Raw genomic sequence first — 17,350 nt, 5'->3', positions numbered from 1 at the left:
TCCGGATGCGTGGCGACGAGACGAGAAGCAAGCGGGCCTGGACGCGCCGCGCCTGGCTGCTGCTGGCATGGTGGGTGCTGCTGCCCGCCATCGCCTGTGCCAAAGGTGCGACGGGGCCGGTGCTGGTACTCGGCGACAGCCTCAGCGCGGCGCACAACATCCCGCTGCAGTCCGGCTGGGTGGCCTTGCTGGACAAGCGCCTGCAGCAACAGATGCGGGCGCCGCCGGCGGTGGTCAATGCCAGCATCAGCGGCGAGACCTCTTCCGGCGCGCTGACCCGCCTGCCGGCGCTGCTGCAGAAGCATCGGCCGTCGGTGGTGGTCATCGAACTGGGCGGCAACGACGCGTTGCGCGGGCTGAGCCCGGCCGAGCTGCGCGGCAACCTGGAGAAGATGATCGTGCTCAGCCGTGACGCCGGCGCGAAGGTGCTGTTGCTGGGCATCGACGTGCCGCCAAACTACGGACCGGGCTACCGGCAGCGCCTGCGCGCGGTCTATGCGGACCTGGCGAAGCAGTACCGGACCGGCCTGCTGCCGTTCCTGCTGGAGGGCGTGGCGCTGAACCCGGCACTGATGCAGAGCGACGGCCTGCATCCCACCGCCGCGGCCCAGCCCAAGGTGCTGCACAACGTCTGGCCGCAGCTCAAGCCGTTGATCGCGCAGTAGTTTTTTTCAGGGTCAGGCACATGAAGCGGTCTTCACGCCGCCACCACCGCCCATCCGGCATGTTTCACAAAGCTGAAGACTGAGGAAGCGTTATGCGTCAGACCAAGGAAACATCCGGGCTCGTGCTGGTCGTGGAAGACAACCGCAATATTTCCGAGATGATCGGCGAGTATCTGGAAGGCCGTGGGTTCGAAGTGGATTACGCCTGCGATGGCCTGGACGGCTACCGCCTGGCGGCGGAAAACAGCTACGACGTGGTGGTGCTGGACCTGATGCTGCCGCGCCTGGACGGCATCGAAGTGTGCCGGCGCCTGCGCAACGACGCGCGCAAGTCCACCCCGGTGCTGATGTTGACCGCGCGCGACACGCTGGACGACAAGCTCACCGGCCTGGGCTTCGGCGCCGACGACTACCTGACCAAGCCATTCGCGATCCAGGAACTGGAAGCGCGTCTGCGCGCGCTGATCCGTCGCGAGCGCCGCCAGGTCGGCTCGGAAGTGCTGAAGGTGGCCGACCTGGTGCTGGACCCGGTGAGCATGCGCGCCACCCGTGCCGGCACCGAACTGCAGCTGTCGCCGATCGGCCTGCGCCTGCTGACCATCCTGATGCGCGAATCGCCGCGCGTGGTCACCCGCCAGGAGATCGAGCGCGAGATCTGGGGCAACGGCCTGCCCGACTCGGACACCCTGCGCAGCCATCTCTACAACCTGCGCAAGATCATCGACAAGCCGTTCGACCGTCCGCTGCTGCACACCGTGCAGAGTGCCGGCTACCGCATCGCCGACATCGCCCAGCCGATGAGCTGAGCCGCGCCCGATCGTGGACACCGGAGCGGCTCCGCTGATCGGGGCCGCTTGCACGAAAGACTCACGATCGGCCTTCCTATAATCGCGGCAACGATCACGGATGCCGTATGCCGCACGGGTTGCCGCGTAAACTCCGCCTTGCCCTGATCGCCCGCATCGTGTTTGCGGGCTGCGTGGTCACGCTTGCCAGTTATCTGGTGGTGGCGATCGTGCAGCATTCGCTGGTCGGCTCGATCCTGCAGCAGGAGGCGCGCTACTACTGGCGCCTGCGTGCGCAGCTGCCGCAGCAGCCGCCACCCAACAGCCATAGCCTGCGCGGCTATCTGGTGCCGGCCGGGCAATCCGATGCGACGTTGCCCGCCGACCTGCGCGGGCTGGCGCCGGGCCTGCACGAGGACCGTCCCGGCGGCGAGATGGTGCTGGTCGACCAGACCCAGGCCGGACGCCTGTACCTGGTGTTCCTGCGCGCGCCGGCGCAACGACTGGCGTTCTGGTTCGGCGTGGTGCCGACCCTGCTGACCCTGATCGCGGTGCTGGTGGTGGCCTGGCTGACCTGGCGGGTGTCGCGGCGCCTGCTGTCGCCGATGAACTGGCTGGCGCGGCGGGTCTCGCGCTGGGATCCGCGGCACCCGGCGGCCGCCGAACTGGCCCCGGAGAACCTGCCGGCCGACGTGCAGGGCGAGGCGCGGCAGCTGGCCGCCGCCCTGCATGCGCTGGCCCTGCGCGTCACCGACCACGTCGCCCGCGAGCGCAACTTCACTCGCGATGCCAGCCACGAACTGCGCACCCCGCTGACGGTGATCCGCGTCGCCACCGACATCGCGATGACCGAGCAGGACCTGCCGCCGCGCCTGCACCGCAGCCTGCAGCGGATCCAGCGCGCCGGTCGCGACATGGAGGCGGTGATCGACGCCTTCCTGATCCTGGCGCGGGAAGCGGACGTGGTGCCGCAGAGCGAGACCTTCGAGGTCGCCGACGTGGTCGAGTACGAGGCCGAGAACGCGCGCGAGCTGCTGGTCGGCAAGCCGGTGACCTTGAGCGTGCGCGTGCTGGCCGCGGCGACGCTGCATGCGCCGCCGCGGGTGCTGCACGTGGTGGTCAGCAACCTGCTGCGCAATGCCTGCAGCTACACCGATACCGGGCGCATCGAGGTCGAGGTCGAGGCCGACTGCATCCGCATCCGCGACACCGGCATCGGCATGTCCCAGGAGGCGCTGCGGCACGCCTTCGAGCCGTTCTTCCGTGCCGAGCCGGAGCGCCCGCAGGGCACCGGGCTGGGCCTGTCGATCGTGCGCCGGTTGTGCGAGCGCTTCGGCTGGCAGGTGGCGCTGGAAAGCGCCGAGGGCGGCGGCATCGTCGCCACGGTGCGGTTCGTTCCGGCAACGTAAGCGCCCGCCCAGCGCCGGCGCCGGGCGGGCGCTGCGTCTCCTGCGAAGGCAGGCGGCCCGGCGGCTGTCGACGCCGGCCAGGCGCCCGCGCATGGCCGGATTTTTCCGCGGCGCCTCGGCGCCGCTGTGCGGGGTCACGCCTTGGCGTGTGCGCCTTCCGCCTTCGGCGCGCTGATGCGCACCTTGTCGCCATCGGCCAGGCCGTCCGGCGGACTCTCGATCAGGCGGTCGCCGGCGGCCACGCCGGACCCCAGTTCCACGGTCTTGCCGTAGTCGCGCGCGATGGTCACCGGCTTGAAGACGACCGTGTCGTGCGCGTCGACCACCGCCACGCGCAGGCCCTTGTCGTCGAACACCAGCGCGCTGGCCGGTACCCGCAGCAGCGCGGCGTCGGCCGGAAGATCGAAACGGACGCTGGCGTAGCCGCCCGGCAGCAGCTTGCCGTCCTGGTTGTCCACGGCGACCTGGACCAGCGTGGTGCCGGAGGCGGCGTTGACCGCCCCCGATGCGCTGTCGACGACGCCGCTGAAGGTCTGCCCAGGGTATTCCGGCACCGTCAGCGTCACCCGGCTGCCTGTGTGCACCGATGGCGCATCGCTCTGCGGCACGTTCACGTACATGCGCAGCTTGCGCGTGTCCGAGACCACGAACAGTTCCTGGCCGCCGCCGGCGTTGATCAGCGCGCCGACATCGGTCTCGCGCGCGGTGACGGTGCCGTCGAACGGCGCCACCAGTCTGGCGAAGCCCTTCAGCGCTTCAAGGCGTTCGAGATTGGCCTGTGCGGATTGGGCGAGGGCGCGCTTGGCGTCGTAGTCGCCGGTCTTCTCGTCCACGGCCTGCTTGGACACGACCTCGGTCTGGCCCATGGCCTGCCAGCGCCTGGCGGTGGTCTGCGCCAGCGCGGCGTTGACGCGCGCGTTGGCGAGGTCGGCCTTGGCCTGGAGCAACTGCTGATCCAGGTCGGGCGTCTGGATCTCGGCGAGCACATCGCCGGCTTTCACCTTGGCGCCGATGTCGGTCTTCCACCATTTCAGGTAGCCGCTGGTGCGGGCGAAGATCGGTGCGCGGGCATACGCCTCCAGGCGGCCGGGGAGGTTGAGGACCCCGCTGCCCTGGTTGGTGTCCGGGGCCACCACGGCCACCGTCGGCACCGCCTGGTCGTCGGTCCACGCGCGCAACCGGCGCGCGTCGCCGGCGCGGGTGGCGACCCCGGCGACGACGATGGCCAGGACCACGATCGAGGCGATGAGCGCGGCCAGGCGGAGCCGGCGCGGCGGGATGGGGGAGGACTGGTCAGGCGACATGCGGGGACGCTCCGGGGGCGTGCGCCGTCGGGGAGGACGGCTGGGAAGCACGGCGGTGGATGAGGCTGAAGACGATCGGCACGAAGAACAGCGTGCTCACGGTGGCGAAGATCAGGCCGCCGATGACGGCGCGGCCCAGCGGCGCGTTCTGTTCGCCGCCTTCGCCCATGCCCAGGGCCATCGGCGCCATGCCGATGATCATCGCCAGCGCGGTCATCAGCACCGGGCGGAAGCGGACGAAGCCGCCTTCCAGCGCCGCCTTGGCCGCGTCGCCATGCGCGGCGAGGCGCTCGCGGCAGAAGCTCACCACCAGGATCGAGTTGGCGGTGGCCACGCCCATGCACATGATGGCCCCGGTCAGCGCGGGAACCGACAGGCTGGTGTGCGTGGCGAACAGCATCCAGACGATGCCGGCGATCGCCGCGGGCAATGCGCTCACGATCACGAACGGATCGCTCCACGACTGGAAGTTCACCACGATCAGCAGGTAGATCAGCACGATCGCGCCGAGCAGGCCGAAGATCAGCCCGGAGAACGCCTTGTTCATCGTCTGCACCTGGCCGAGCAGGACCGTGCTGGAGCCCTTGGGCAGGAACTTCTGGTTGGCGTCGAGGATCTTCTGGATGTCGGCGGCGACCGCGCCGAGGTCGCGGTCCTGCGGGGAGGCGAAGATCTCCACCATCGAATTGATGTTGTATTGGCTGACCACCGCATCGCTCGCGGTCCGCGACAGCGTCGCCAGCCCGCCCAGGCGCTGTGCGCCGCCCTGGCCCGCACTCGGGGTGATCGGCACGTTCTGCAGGTCGGGCAGGGTGTCGAGGCTGTACTGCGGCGTCTGCATCACGATGGGATAGGAGACGCCGTTCTGCGGATTCAGCCAGAACGTCGGGGCGATCTGGCTGGAACCGGCCAGGTTCACGCCCAGGCTGCTGGTCACGTCGCGCTCGGTGACGCCCACCTGTTGCGCAAGGCTGCGGTCCACGTTCACCGCGAAGCCGGGGCTGGCCTGCGACTGCTGGATGCGCGCGTCGGCCACGCCGGGGACGCGGCGGATCTCGCGCAGCAGGCGGTTGGCGTAGCCGAAGTTGGCGGCGAGGTTGGGGCCGCGGATCTGCAGGTCCACCGGCGCCGGCGCGCCGAAGTTCAGGATCTGGCTGATGATGTCGGCCGGCGGGAACGAGAACACCACGGAGGGGAATTGCCGCGGCAGGGTCTGGCGCAGCATGCGCACGTAGTCGGCGGTGGGCGCATGGCCTTCGCTCAGCGCGATCTGGATGTCGCCGTCCTGCGAGCCGATGGTGCCGGTGTTGTTGTAGGTGTTGTTGATGCCGGAGGACGACAGGCCGATGTTGTCGACCACGCTGGCCAGATCGTGCGGCGGAATGAGCCTGCGCACGGCGCCGGTCACGTCGGCGAACAGATGCGCGGTCTCCTCCACGCGGGTGCCGACCGGGGCGCGCACGTGCATCAGGATCTGGCCCGAATCCACCGACGGGAAGAAGTTGCGGCCGAGCATCGGCAGCAGCAGGAACGACAGCGCCACGCACAGCAGGAAGCCGGGCACGAACGCCGTGCGGTGCAGCAGCGCGGTTTCCAGCAGGGCGTAGTAGCCGGCGCGCAGCCGCTCGAAGCGCTTCTCGAAACCGCGCTGGAAGCGCACCAGCGGATTGCGCGACGGCGGCTGGCCATGGCCGTCGCCGTGCATGTCGGTATGCGGGGCGTGCGGACGCAGCAGGTACTTGGCCATGGTCGGCACCAGCGTGCGCGACAGCAGGAACGACGCGATCATCGCGAACATCACCGCCTCGGCCATCGGCACGAACAGGAAGCGCGCCACGCCTTCGAGGAAGAACATCGGCACGAACACGATGCAGATGCACAGCAGCGAGACGAAGGCGGGCGTCACGATCTGCGACGCGCCGTCCATGATCGCCGTCTCCACCGACTTGCCCTGCTCCAGGTGCCAGTTGATGTTCTCGATGGTCACCGTGGCATCGTCCACCAGGATGCCCACCGCGAGCGCCAGGCCGCCCAGGGTCATGATGTTCATCGTTTCGCCAACCGCCGACAGCGCGGCGATCGAGCCGAGGATCGCCAGCGGGATCGAGATGGCGATGATCAGCGTCGAGCGCCAGCTGCCCAGGAACAGCAGGATCATCAGGCTGGTGAGCGCCGCGGCGATCACCCCTTCGCGCGCCACGCCCTCGATCGCGCCGCTCACGAACAGCGACTGGTCGCCGATGGGAACGATCCGCAGGTCCGGCGGCAGGGCGTCCTTCATCGCCGCCACCCGCTCCTTGATGCCGGCGATGATCGCCAGCGTCGAGGCCGAGCCGTTCTTCATCACCGTCATCAGCACCGAGCGATTGCCGTTGACGTGCACGATGTTGGTCTGCGGCGGCGCGCCGTCGCGGACATGCGCCACGTCGCGGATGAACACCGTGGCGCCGTCGACCGTCTTCACCGGCAGGTCGCCGAGTTCCGCGATGTCCGATGGCGCGTTGTTGAGCTGCAGCGTGTATTCGTACTTGCCGATCTTCTGCGTTCCCACCGGCGTGATGAGGTTCTGCGCCGCCAGCGCGTTGGCCACGTCCTGCGCCGACAGGCCGCGCGCCTGCAGCGCCGACGGGTCGATGTCGATCTGGACCTGGCGGGTCTTGCCGCCGAACGGGTACGGAATCGCCGCGCCGGCCACCGAGGTCAGCTGCGGGCGGATGATGTTGAGCCCGAGGTCGGCCAGGTTCTGCTCGGTGAGCCCTTTGCCGGACAGCGCCAACTGGATGATCGGCACCGTGGAGGCGTTGTAGTTGAGGATCAGCGGCGGCGTGGTGCCCTGCGGCAGCTGCCGCAGCATGGTCTGCGCGACGGCGGTGACCTGCGCGTTGGCGGTACGGATGTCGACGGTGGGCTGGAAGAAGATCTTGACGATGCCGAAGCCCTGGATCGAATTGGCCTCGATGTGCTCGACGTCGTTCACGGTGGTGGTGAGCACGCGTTCGAACGGCGAGGTGACGCGGCCGGCCATCTGGTCGGGCGGCAGGCCGTTGTACTGCCACACCACGGCGATCACCGGGATCTTGATGTCCGGAAAGATGTCGGTGGGCGTGCGCAACGCGGCGAGCGGGCCTACGATCAGGATCAGCAGGGCCAGGACGACGAAGGTATACGGGCGCGTCAGTGCGATCCGGACGAGGCCAATCATGGAGAAGCGGTTTCCTGCGCGAATGTTGCGTCGCGGCAGATTTTGCCTCTGGACCGTTCCTGGGCGTCATTAAGATTTATTTAGATATCCCGGCCGTGGCCGCAAACGCTCCCTCGTTCAACGGCTTGGGCGCAGCCGCGGATGCGTGCGGGCGGGCCGCGCCGCGCCGGCACGGACGCTCGGTGTCAGGCCGGGCCGGGCGCGCCGCGGGCGAGCGGTGCCGAGGTGGCGGGCGGGCAGAGGATCGAGAACACCGCCCCGCGCGCGTCGCCGCCCACCTGCAGCACGAAGCCATGCAGGCGGACGATGGCGCTGACGATCGCCAGCCCCAGCCCGCAGCCGGGCTGGGAGCGGGTCTGGTCGGCGCGATAGAAGCGGCGAAAGATCGCCTGGCGCTCGTCGGGGGCGATGCCGGGTCCGGTATCGGCGACATCGATGCGGGCGTTGCCGTCCTGGTCGGTCGCTGCCAGCAGGCGGATCGTCCCGCCGTCGGGGGTGAACTTGATCGCATTGCCGACCAGGTTGGCCAGCGCCTCGAACAGCAGGTGCGGATCGCCGTGCACGGCGGGCAGAGGCTGCAGCGCGAGTTCGAAGGCCTGCCCGCGGTCCTCGGCCAACGGCGCGTAGAACGCGTGGACGTCTCGCAGCAGCGCGTCCAGGTTGATCGCCGAGAAGCAGGCGCTGCGTTGCCGATCTTCCAGTTCCGACACGCGCAGCAGCGCGCGGAACCGGGTCAATACGGTGTCGATTTCGCTCACGCATGCGTCCAGTTGCGCGCCTTCCGGGCGCTCCTCGAACTGCTGCTGCAGCCGGTGCAGGCGCGTGCGCATGCGCGTCAGTGGGGTGCGCAGGTCGTGGGCGATGTTGTCGGTGACGCCCTTCACCTCGCCGAGCAGGCGCTCGACCTCGTCCAGGGTCCTGTTCACCGTGGCCGCCAGCAGGTCCACCTCGTCGCCGCGCCGCGACACCGGCAGGCGCACGCTGAGGTCGCCGCGGTGGATGGGCTGCATGGCCTGCTGGATGGCACGGATGCGCCGCGCCGGGCCGCGCGCCAGGAGGATGCCGCCGAGCAGCCCCGGCAGCAGGGTCAGGGACAGTCCCCACAACAGGCCCCGGTAGATGATCGCGGTCAGCCCGTCGATCACGGTGCTGGCCTTCACCACCACCAGGCGGCGTCCGTCCGGCAGTTCCCTGGCGATGCCGCGGGCCTGGGTCAGGCTGCCGTTCCCGGCGCCGACCAGCCTGGCGTTGACCAGGCCGACGCTGCCGTCGCTGGCCACGTCCTTGGGGACCTCGGCGATATTGCCGGCGATGCGGCGCCCCTGCGGATCGAACAGGCCGACCCACATGAAGCCCTGGATGTCGATGGCGTTGGCTTCGCCCACCGTGTGGGCCAGGCGCCTGGGATCGGTGTTCTCCAGGTAATGGATGCGCGCGGTGAGCATCTGGTCGATCACGTGCGACAGGTAGCGCGTGGACTCCCATTGCACGATGCCGAGCAGCACGATGCACCAGATCGCGAACAGCGACCCGTAGATCAGGATCAGCCGCGTCGTGGCCGAGCGCCAGGCGTCACTCAGCGGGGGCAAGGACATATCCCGAGCCGCGCATCGTGCGGATGAGCGGTGGCTGGCCGTTGCCGTCGATCTTGCGGCGCAGGCGCCCGATATGGACATCGATCACGTTGGTGCCGGGGTCGAAATGGAAGCCCCAGACGTGTTCGAAGATCATCTGCCGGGTCACCACCTGGCCGGCGTTGCGCATCAGGAATTCGAGCAGGCGGAATTCGGTGGGCAGCAGGGCCAGCGGCTGGCCGGCGCGCAATGCGTTGTGGCGGACCAGGTCGAGTTCGAGGTCGGCCACGCGCAGGCGGGTTTCGGGCGTGGTGGCCGCGTTGCGATGGCGGCGCACCAGCACCTCGGCGCGCGCCACCAGTTCGTCGGGCGAGAACGGCTTGGTCAGGTAGTCGTCGCCGCCCGCGCGCAGGCCGCGCACGCGCTCGTCCACCTCCGAGAGCGCGCTGATCATCAGCACCGGCGTCTGTACCGCGCGCTTGCGCAGTTCGGAGACGACGTCGATGCCGTCCATGCCGGGCAGCAGGCGGTCGAGGGTGATGATGTCGTAGCCATCGGTCAGCGCGCGCTGCAGGCCGTCGCGCCCGTCGGCGATCCAGTCGGTGCTGAAGCCATGCGCGCCGAGTTCCGCGACGATGTCGCGGGCGGTCACTTCGTCGTCTTCGATGACCAGGGCTCTGGGCATCCTCGCTTACTCCGTGCCGCGCATAGCGGCACGCGCTTGCCGACCGCCGCCGACCTTGCCGGCCGGCAGCCGCCGTTGCGCCGCGCGCGCGAGGCCGTTCATCGCCGGTCAGGGCGCCAGGTAAGGCCGCAGCGTGTCGCGCCACAGCGCGTAGCCGGCCGCGTTCATGTGCAACTTGTCCGGGCCGAACAGTTCGGCGTGTGGCTGTCCGTCAGCGCCGAGCATCGGCGTGTAGACGTCGACGAACTGGACCTGCTTGAGGCCGGCGGCGGCCTTGCGGATCAGCGCGTTGGCCTCGGCCATCTTCGGCATCAGCGCCGCCCGCGACGGGCTGGGCTTGATCGACAGGTAGACGATGCGGGTCTTGGGCAGGTCGCGGCGCACGCGGGTCACGAAGGCCACGAAGTCGTCGCGCACCTGCTGCGGGCTGCGGCCGCTGTTGAGATCGTTGTCGCCGGCGTAGAACACGATCAGGCGCGGCTTGTACGGCACCACGATGCGGTCGGCGTACCAGGTGCTGTCGCGGATCTCGGAACCGCCGAAGCCGCGGTTGAGCGTCTGCACGCCGGGAAAATCCGTGGCCAGCGAGGTCCAGAAGCGGATCGAGGAGCTGCCGACGAACAGCACGCCGCCGGGTTTGACCGGATGCGCGGCATCGTCTTTGGCGAAGCGCGCCATGTCCTCTTCCCAGGCGGCATTGGAGACCTGGTCAGGCACGCTGGGGGGCGGCGGCGGGACAATGGCCCGTGCCGGCGACAGGCCGAGCAGGGACAGGCTGAACAGACTCAGGGCGAGCAGCGGGGCGCGCAGCGGCGAACGGGACATGACGCCTCCTCCAAGCAAGGGGATCGGCGATGGTGCCGCAGGCGCCGCATGCAGGCAAATCCGAGGCGATACCGGCGATGCCGCGGGGCTTGTGGCAAAATTGCGGTCTAGCCCGCTGCGCCCTTGCCCATGACCGATTCCTTCCGGCCGTCGTCGTCGCGTCCCCATTGCACGGGGCGGGGCTGAGCCGTGGCCGACCAGTTCGGGCACCTGCCGCGCGGCCCGCGCCGCATGCTGATGGCGGCACGCTGGTCGTGGCAGGGGTTGCGCGCGGCCTGGCTGCACGAGTCCTCGTTCCGCCTGGAAGTGTGCCTGTTCCTGGTCCTGGCGCCGCTGGCGCTGTGGCTGGGGCAGGGGCCGGTGCAGCAGGTGCTGATGATCGGCTCGCTGCTGCTGGTGCTGGCGGTGGAACTGCTCAATTCGGCGATCGAAGCGGTGATCGAGCGCTACGGCCCCGAGCATCACGAACTGGCCGGCCGCGCCAAGGACATGGGCTCGGCCGCGGTCTTTGTGATGCTGGCCAACGTGGTGCTGTGCTGGGGCCTGATCCTGCTGCCGCGCGTGCTGTGATCGCCGCCCGTTTCTTCTTCTGTTAAAGGATCCAACCCCATGGCTCTCGAGTTTCTCGCCGACCCCAACACCTGGCTGACGCTGTTGACGCTGAGTGCGTTGGAGATCGTGCTGGGCATCGACAACCTGGTGTTCATCTCCATCGCGGTGGGCAAGCTGCCGGAAGCGCAGCGCCCGGCCGCGCGCAGGTTCGGCATCGCGGTGGCGTGCCTGACCCGCATCGCGCTGCTGGTGTCGCTGGCGTTCCTGGCGCGCATGCAGGGCGAGCTGTTCAGCGTCGCCGGCATGGGCATCTCGATCCGCGACCTGGTGCTGATCATCGGCGGCCTGTTCCTGCTGGTGAAGGGCACCATGGAGATCCGCGAGCTGATCACCGGCGGCGACGATGCCGATCCCACCACCAGCAAGGCCTCGGGCGTGTTCTGGATGGTGATCGCGCAGATCGCGGTGATCGACATCGTGTTCTCGCTGGATTCTGTGATCACCGCGGTGGGCATGGCCCAGCACATCCCGGTGATGATCGCCGCGGTGCTGCTGGCGGTGGCGGTGATGCTGCTGGCGGCCAATCCGCTGGGCCGCTTCATCGACGCCAACCCGACGGTGAAGATGCTGGCGCTGGCCTTCATCCTGATGATCGGCGTGGTGCTGATCCTGGACGGCCTGGACGTGCACGTGCCCAAGCCCTACATCTACGCGGCGATGGGCTTCTCGGTGCTGGTGGAGTGGCTGAACCTGCTGATGCGCCGGCGCGCCGCCGCGCACCAGGTGCCCGGCGCCGGGAAGTGGTGAGCCGCCGCTGAGGCTGGCTGCGTTTTCACCGGTGGCGTGGCAAGCTGCGCCCAGTCACCCGCCGGAGTCATCGCATGCGCCTGTTGTCCCGCTCCCTGTTCCTGGCCGCGCTGGCCGTATTGCTGTCCGGCTGCGGCTACAACGCCATCCAGCAGAAGGACCAGGCGGTCAAGGCCGGCTGGTCGGAAGTGCTGAACCAGTACAAGCGCCGCGCCGACCTGGTGCCGAACCTGGTCAACACGGTCAAGGGCTATGCCGACCAGGAGCGGCAGGTACTGACCGACGTGACCAACGCCCGCGCCCGCGTCGGCCAGGTGCAGGTCAACGCCGACGACGCCGCCTCGCTGCAGCAGTTCCAGCAGGCCCAGGGCCGGCTCTCCAGCGCGCTGTCGCGGCTGCTGGTGGTCAGCGAGAACTACCCGAACCTGAAATCCGACCAGGCCTTCCGCGACCTGCAGGCGCAGCTGGAAGGCACCGAAAACCGCATTACCGTGGCGCGCGGCCGCTACATCCAGGCGGTGCAGGACTACAACACCTACATCCTGTCGTTCCCGCAGGTGATCACCGCCAAGCTGTTCGGCTACAAGGAAAAGCCCAACTTCTCGGTGGAGAACGAGGCGCAGATCTCCGAGGCGCCGGCGGTGAACTTCGGCGGCCAGCCGGCGCCCGCGCCGCGGCAGACGCAACCACCGGCGCCGGCGCAGTAAGCGCCGCCGCAGGCCGGCCCGACCGTGCATTCGACTTCCGTGGCGGCTGAGGGCGCTGCCGCAGCGACGGCGTCGCGCGGCAGCGCCCGCCCTGCGCGTGGCCGGCGGCGCGCCTGCGTGTGGCTGCTGCTGTTGGCGCTGCTGCCCTGGCTGGCCTGGGCACAGGCCGAGGCGCCGATCCCGCCGCTGGATGCGCCGGTGGTCGATACCACCGGCACGCTGACCCCGAACCAGCGCCTGGAACTGGATCGGCAGGCGGTGCAGCTGCAGCAGCGCAAGGGCAGCCAGTTGCAGGTGCTGGTGGTGCCCAGCACCGCCCCGGAGAGCATCGAGCAGTACACCCAGCGCGTGTTCGACCAGTGGAAGCTCGGCCGCAAGGGCGTGGACGACGGCGTGCTGCTGGTGGTGGCCAAGGACGACCGGCGCGTGCGCATCCAGCCTGGCTATGGTTTGGAAGGCGCGATTCCCGACGCCACCGCCAACCGCATCATCCAGGAGTACCTGGTGCCGCGCTTCCGCGCCGGCGACTACAGCGGCGGCATCGCCGAGGCGACCGCGATGCTGGTCAAGCTGATCGACGGCGAGGCGCTGCCGGCGCCGGTCAGTGCGCATGCCCCGGCGTCGCGCGGCGGCGGTCTGGGATTCGGGTTCTTCGCCGGTCTGTTCGCGGCGCTGGTCGCGCAGGTGCTGTTCGCGCGGCTGTCGCGCCCGGTGCGCGGCGTGCTGAGCGGGGTGGTCGGCGGTGGCGTCGGCCTGGTGCTGAGCCTGTCGCTGCTCGTCGGTGCGCTGACCGGTGCGATCGGCCTGATCCTGGGCCTGTTCGTCGGGATTTCGCCGGGCCGCTCGGCCGGCGGTGGCGGATGGGGCGGTGGAGGGTGGGGCGGCGGCGGCTTCGGCGGTGGCTGGGGCGGCGGTGGCGGCAGTTGGGGGGGCGGTGGAGGTGGCGGCTTCGGCGGAGGCGGCTGGGGTGGAGGCGGTGGCAGTTCCGGAGGCGGCGGCGCCTCGGGGAGCTGGTGATGCGCCTGCTCCGGCACCTGTTCGCGCCCTCGGCGCAGCGGCTGTTCCCGGCGGCCAGCCTGGAGCGCATCGGCGCGGCGATCGCCGCGGGCGAGCGGCTGCATCGCGGGCAGGTGATGTTTGCGGTGGAATCGGGCCTGGCGCCGGCGCAGGTGCTGCGCGGCATGGCGCCGCGGTTGCGTGCCGAACAGGCCTTCGCGCAGTTGCGCACCTGGGACACCGAAGCCAACAACGGCGTGCTGATCTACCTGCTGCTGGCCGACCACCATATCGAGATCGTGGCCGACCGCGGTCTGCACGGGCGCGTGGACGCGGCGCAGTGGCGCCAGGTCTGCGCACTGATCGAGCGCGACATGCGCGCGGGCCAGCCTGAGCAGGCGGTGATCGCCGGCGTCGGCGCGGTCTCGGCGCTGCTGGCCGCGCACTTCCCTGCGCAGCCGGGACAGCAGGGCGAGAACGAGCTGCCGAACCTGCCGCAGGTGCTGGATTGAGGTAAGCGGCGACGCTGGGTTCGCCTGGCCGGCAGATGGGATGCAGCGTCTTGCCGTGGTCGAGGCTGTGGACACCGGAGGCGCTGCTCCCGCATCGGTGCGATGCGGTGGCATTGTGGGAGGGACTTCAGTCCCGACGCGAGCGTGCCGGATTGGAGCCTGATGGCGGTGCGCGTCGCGGCTGAAGCCGCTCCCACATTGGGGCGCTGGCGGCTCCCGCATCGGTGCGATGCGGTGGCGTTGTGGGAGGGACTTCAGTCCCGACGCGAGCGTGCCGGGTTGGGGCCTGATGGCGGTGCGCGTCGCGGCTGAAGCCGCTCCCACATTGGGGCGCTGGCCGCTCCTGTATTGGCGCGATGCGGTGGCATTGTGGGAGGGACTTCAGTCCCGACACGAGCGTGCCGGGTTGGGGCCTGATGGCGGTGCGCGTCGCGGCTGAAGCCGCTCCTACATTGGGGCAGTGGCCGCTCCTGCATTGGCGCGATGCGGTGGTGTTGTGGGAGGGACTTCAGTCCCGACGCGAGCGTGCCGGGTTGGGGCCTGATGGCAGTGCGCGTCGCGGCTGAAGCCGCTCCTACATTGGGGCAGTGGCCGCTCCTGCATTGGCGCGATGCGGTGGGGTTGTGGGAGGGACTTCAGTCCCGACGCGATAGGGCCGGGTTGGGGCCTGATGGCAGTGCGCGTCGCGGCTGAAGCCGCTCCCACATTGGGGCAGTGGCCGCTCCTGCATTGGCGCGATGCGGTGGTGTTGTGGGAGGGACTTCGGTCCCGACGCGACAGTGCCCGGTTGGGCCATATGGCGCTGCGCGTCGCGGCTCATGGCCCGGAGGTCACCTGCGCCGCTTCCGCAAGTGAAGCGCCATGCCGCACAAGGGCCCGCAATCGCGGTAATCGGCGGAGTCTGCGGCAGGCGCGTGCGCCTGCCAGCAGATGAAGCGCCATGCCGTGGGAGGGGCCGCAATCGCGGTAATCGGTGGAGTCGGTGGCAGAATAGGCGACCTTCGCCCCCCGGCCGACGCTCCCGCATGACCTATCTCCACCAGATCGATCCCATCGCCTTCTCGTTCGGGCCGGTGAAGGTGCATTGGTACGGGCTGATGTACCTGGCGGGCTTCGTGTCGGCCTGGTGGCTGGGCCGCCGCCGCATCCGCGCCGGTCGCCTGCCCGGGGTGAACGAGGAGGGCTTCTCCGACCTGCTGTTCTACGCGATGCTCGGCGTGGTGCTGGGCGGACGCATCGGCTACATGCTGTTCTACGCGTTGTCCGATTTCCTGGCCAACCCGCTGCTGATCTTCAAGGTGTGGGACGGCGGCATGAGCTTCCACGGCGGCCTGCTGGGCGTGCTGGCGGCCTGCCTGTGGTGGACGCGCAAGGCGCGCCTGCATTTCTTCGACACCGTTGATTTCGTCGCGCCGCTGGTGCCACTGGGCTTGGGCTTCGGCCGCATCGGCAATTTCGTCGGCGGCGAGTTGTGGGGTAAGTTGACCCACGCCGGCTGGGGCGTGATCTTCCCGCACGCACCGGTGCAGGACGGCGTGGCCAACGCGCCGGCGCTGGAGAGCCTGATGAGCACTGCGCAACTGCAGCAGCAGTACGCCGCGGGGCTGCTGGACCGCTACGCCCGCCATCCGTCGCAGCTGTACGAAGCGGCGTTGGAAGGATTGGTGATGTTCGTGGTGCTGTGGACCTTCTCGATGAAGCCGCGGGCGCGCTATGCGGTGTCCGGTCTGTTCGCGCTGCTGTACGGCGTGTTCCGCTTCGCCGTGGAGTTCGTGCGCGTGCCGGACGCGCAGCTGGGCTACCTGGCGTTCCATTGGCTGACCCGCGGCCAGCAGTTGAGCATTCCGCTGATCCTGTTGGGCGTGTTCCTGCTGTGGCGCTCGCGCAGCGCGCCGGTGCTGCAGCCGGTGCCGCCGGCGGAGGTGGCCAAGTGAAGCAATACCTGGAGTTGCTGCAGCACGTGCTCGAGCACGGTGCGCAGAAAGCCGACCGCACCGGCACCGGCACGCGCAGCGTGTTCGGCTGGCAGATGCGCTTCGACCTCAACGACGGCTTCCCCTTGGTCACCACCAAGAAGCTGCACCTGCGCTCGATCGTGCACGAGCTGCTGTGGTTCCTGAAGGGCGAGACCAACATCGCCTATCTCAAGGACAACAAGGTCAGCATCTGGGACGAGTGGGCCGATGCGCAGGGCGAACTCGGCCCGGTGTACGGCAAGCAGTGGCGGCGCTGGACCGGCGCGGACGGGCGCGAGATCGACCAGATGCAGTGGCTGGTGGACGAGATCAAGCGCAACCCGGACTCGCGGCGGCTGGTGGTCAGCGCCTGGAACGTGGCCGAGTTGCCGCAGATGGCGCTGATGCCGTGCCACAGCCTGTTCCAGTTCTACGTGGTCGACGGCAAGCTCAGTTGCCAGCTTTACCAGCGCAGCGGCGACATCTTCCTCGGCGTGCCGTTCAACATCGCCAGCTACGCGCTGCTGACGCACATGGTGGCGCAGGCCACCGGCCTGGGCGTGGGCGATTTCGTGCACACGCTGGGCGATGCGCACCTGTATTCCAACCACTTCGCACAGGCGCGCGAGCAGCTGGCGCGCGCGCCGCGGCCGTTGCCGCGGTTGCGGCTGAACCCGGCGGTCACCGATCTGTTCGCCTTCACCTACGACGACATCGCCATCGAGGGCTACGACCCGCATCCGGCGATCAAGGCGCCGGTGGCGGTGTGAGTGGCAGCCGGGAATCGGGAATGGGGAATCGGGAATCGGCAAGCGCCGCCGTCGCGGCGCGGACGGATGCGTCGCCGTCTACGCGCCCCGCGCTGCGGCTGAGCCTGATCGCGGCGCTGGACCAGGCCAATGCCATCGGCCGCGACAACGACCTGCCGTGGCGCTTGCCGGACGATCTCAAACGGTTCAAGGCGCTGACCCTGGGCAAGCCGGTGCTGATGGGGCGCAAGACCGCGCAGTCGCTGGGGCGCGCGCTGCCCGGGCGCTTGAACCTGGTGATGACCCGCTCGGGGCAGGTGCCGTTCGCGGACATGCGGCCGGTGGCGTCGCTGCCGGCGGCGATCGAGGCGGCGCGCGAGGCCGGTGCCACGGAGCTGGCGGTGATCGGCGGCGGCGACATCTTCGCGCTGGCCCTGCCGCTGGCCGAGCGGCTGTACCTCAGCCACGTCGAGACCGTGGTCGAGGGCGCCGATGCGCATTTCCCCGTGTTCGATCCGGCGCAGTGGGACGTGGTGGCGCGGCAAGCGCATCCGGCCGATGCGCGGCATGCGCTGGCGTTCGAATTCGTGGATTACCGGCGCCGTTCTGGCGCGGCGTAGGCC

16 protein-coding genes are annotated in these 17,350 nt (G+C 69.4%); 11 read left to right on the top strand and 5 right to left on the bottom strand.

Translation table 11 applies throughout. The features are described 5' to 3' along the window. The first annotated feature begins 5 nt into the window (after positions 1-5). The 3 genes from NKJ47_RS17630 (at position 6) to NKJ47_RS17620 (ending at position 2,859) form a co-directional block, all read left to right on the top strand. Positions 6-665 carry an arylesterase gene (locus NKJ47_RS17630; protein WP_254459053.1) on the top strand — a complete coding sequence of 220 codons (660 nt, stop codon included), beginning with the start codon at positions 6-8 and terminating at the stop codon, positions 663-665. Between the two features lie 92 nt (positions 666-757). Further along, on the top strand, positions 758-1,471 hold the full coding sequence (locus tag NKJ47_RS17625; RefSeq protein ID WP_003481607.1) for a response regulator transcription factor: 714 nt from the start codon (positions 758-760) through the stop codon (positions 1,469-1,471). A gap of 107 nt (positions 1,472-1,578) precedes the next feature. Continuing rightward, a complete protein-coding gene (locus NKJ47_RS17620; RefSeq protein WP_254459052.1) occupies positions 1,579-2,859 on the top strand; it encodes a sensor histidine kinase in 1,281 nt (426 codons plus the stop codon). Positions 2,860-2,993: 134 nt separating this feature from the next. Here NKJ47_RS17620 and NKJ47_RS17615 read toward each other — a convergent pair whose 3' ends face one another. From NKJ47_RS17615 to NKJ47_RS17595, 5 genes are all read right to left on the bottom strand, one after another. Then, positions 2,994-4,163: an efflux RND transporter periplasmic adaptor subunit gene (locus tag NKJ47_RS17615; RefSeq protein ID WP_254459051.1), complete on the bottom strand. Its 1,170-nt coding sequence runs from the start codon at positions 4,161-4,163 to the stop codon at positions 2,994-2,996. After that, on the bottom strand, positions 4,153-7,365 hold the full coding sequence (locus NKJ47_RS17610; protein WP_254459050.1) for an efflux RND transporter permease subunit: 3,213 nt from the start codon (positions 7,363-7,365) through the stop codon (positions 4,153-4,155). The genes NKJ47_RS17615 and NKJ47_RS17610 overlap by 11 nt, the downstream gene beginning before the upstream one ends. Before the next feature lie 185 nt (positions 7,366-7,550). Further along, entirely contained in the window at positions 7,551-8,960 is a 1,410-nt protein-coding gene (locus NKJ47_RS17605; RefSeq protein WP_254459049.1) for a sensor histidine kinase, read from the bottom strand. Then, a complete protein-coding gene (locus tag NKJ47_RS17600) occupies positions 8,938-9,624 on the bottom strand; it encodes a response regulator transcription factor (protein ID WP_254459048.1) in 687 nt (228 codons plus the stop codon). Before NKJ47_RS17600 ends, NKJ47_RS17605 begins: the two co-directional genes overlap by 23 nt. Positions 9,625-9,732: 108 nt before the next feature. Continuing rightward, the gene (locus NKJ47_RS17595; RefSeq protein ID WP_254459047.1) at positions 9,733-10,449 is read right to left on the bottom strand and encodes an SGNH/GDSL hydrolase family protein; all 717 of its coding nucleotides are present in this window, start codon (positions 10,447-10,449) and stop codon (positions 9,733-9,735) included. Positions 10,450-10,638: 189 nt separating this feature from the next. Here NKJ47_RS17595 and NKJ47_RS17590 point away from each other — a divergent pair, with 189 nt between their 5' ends. From NKJ47_RS17590 to NKJ47_RS17555, 8 genes are all read left to right on the top strand, one after another. After that, the gene (locus NKJ47_RS17590) at positions 10,639-11,019 is read left to right on the top strand and encodes a diacylglycerol kinase (protein ID WP_254459046.1); all 381 of its coding nucleotides are present in this window, start codon (positions 10,639-10,641) and stop codon (positions 11,017-11,019) included. A gap of 39 nt (positions 11,020-11,058) precedes the next feature. Beyond that, positions 11,059-11,808 carry a TerC family protein gene (locus tag NKJ47_RS17585; protein WP_254459045.1) on the top strand — a complete coding sequence of 250 codons (750 nt, stop codon included), beginning with the start codon at positions 11,059-11,061 and terminating at the stop codon, positions 11,806-11,808. Between the two features lie 74 nt (positions 11,809-11,882). Further along, positions 11,883-12,515 carry a LemA family protein gene (locus tag NKJ47_RS17580; RefSeq protein ID WP_254459044.1) on the top strand — a complete coding sequence of 211 codons (633 nt, stop codon included), beginning with the start codon at positions 11,883-11,885 and terminating at the stop codon, positions 12,513-12,515. Positions 12,516-12,632: 117 nt separating this feature from the next. Further along, entirely contained in the window at positions 12,633-13,532 is a 900-nt protein-coding gene (locus NKJ47_RS17575; protein ID WP_254459043.1) for a TPM domain-containing protein, read from the top strand. Continuing rightward, the gene (locus NKJ47_RS17570) at positions 13,532-14,023 is read left to right on the top strand and encodes a TPM domain-containing protein (RefSeq protein WP_254459042.1); all 492 of its coding nucleotides are present in this window, start codon (positions 13,532-13,534) and stop codon (positions 14,021-14,023) included. Before NKJ47_RS17575 ends, NKJ47_RS17570 begins: the two co-directional genes overlap by 1 nt. A gap of 1,025 nt (positions 14,024-15,048) precedes the next feature. Further along, entirely contained in the window at positions 15,049-15,957 is a 909-nt protein-coding gene (lgt, locus tag NKJ47_RS17565; RefSeq protein ID WP_254459041.1) for a prolipoprotein diacylglyceryl transferase, read from the top strand. Beyond that, complete coding sequence (locus NKJ47_RS17560) at positions 15,954-16,748, top strand: thymidylate synthase (protein ID WP_254459040.1); 795 nt, start codon at positions 15,954-15,956, stop codon at positions 16,746-16,748. Before lgt ends, NKJ47_RS17560 begins: the two co-directional genes overlap by 4 nt. 92 nt (positions 16,749-16,840) lie before the next feature. Continuing rightward, positions 16,841-17,347 (top strand): dihydrofolate reductase, encoded by a 507-nt coding sequence (locus tag NKJ47_RS17555; RefSeq protein ID WP_254461457.1) that lies wholly within the window; start codon positions 16,841-16,843, stop codon positions 17,345-17,347. Positions 17,348-17,350 lie beyond the last annotated feature (3 nt).

Origin of the sequence: Xanthomonas sacchari (assembly GCF_024266585.1) — a bacterium.
Lineage (GTDB): Bacteria > Pseudomonadota > Gammaproteobacteria > Xanthomonadales > Xanthomonadaceae > Xanthomonas_A > Xanthomonas_A sacchari_C.
This window is presented reverse-complemented; position numbering and strand designations above follow the sequence as displayed.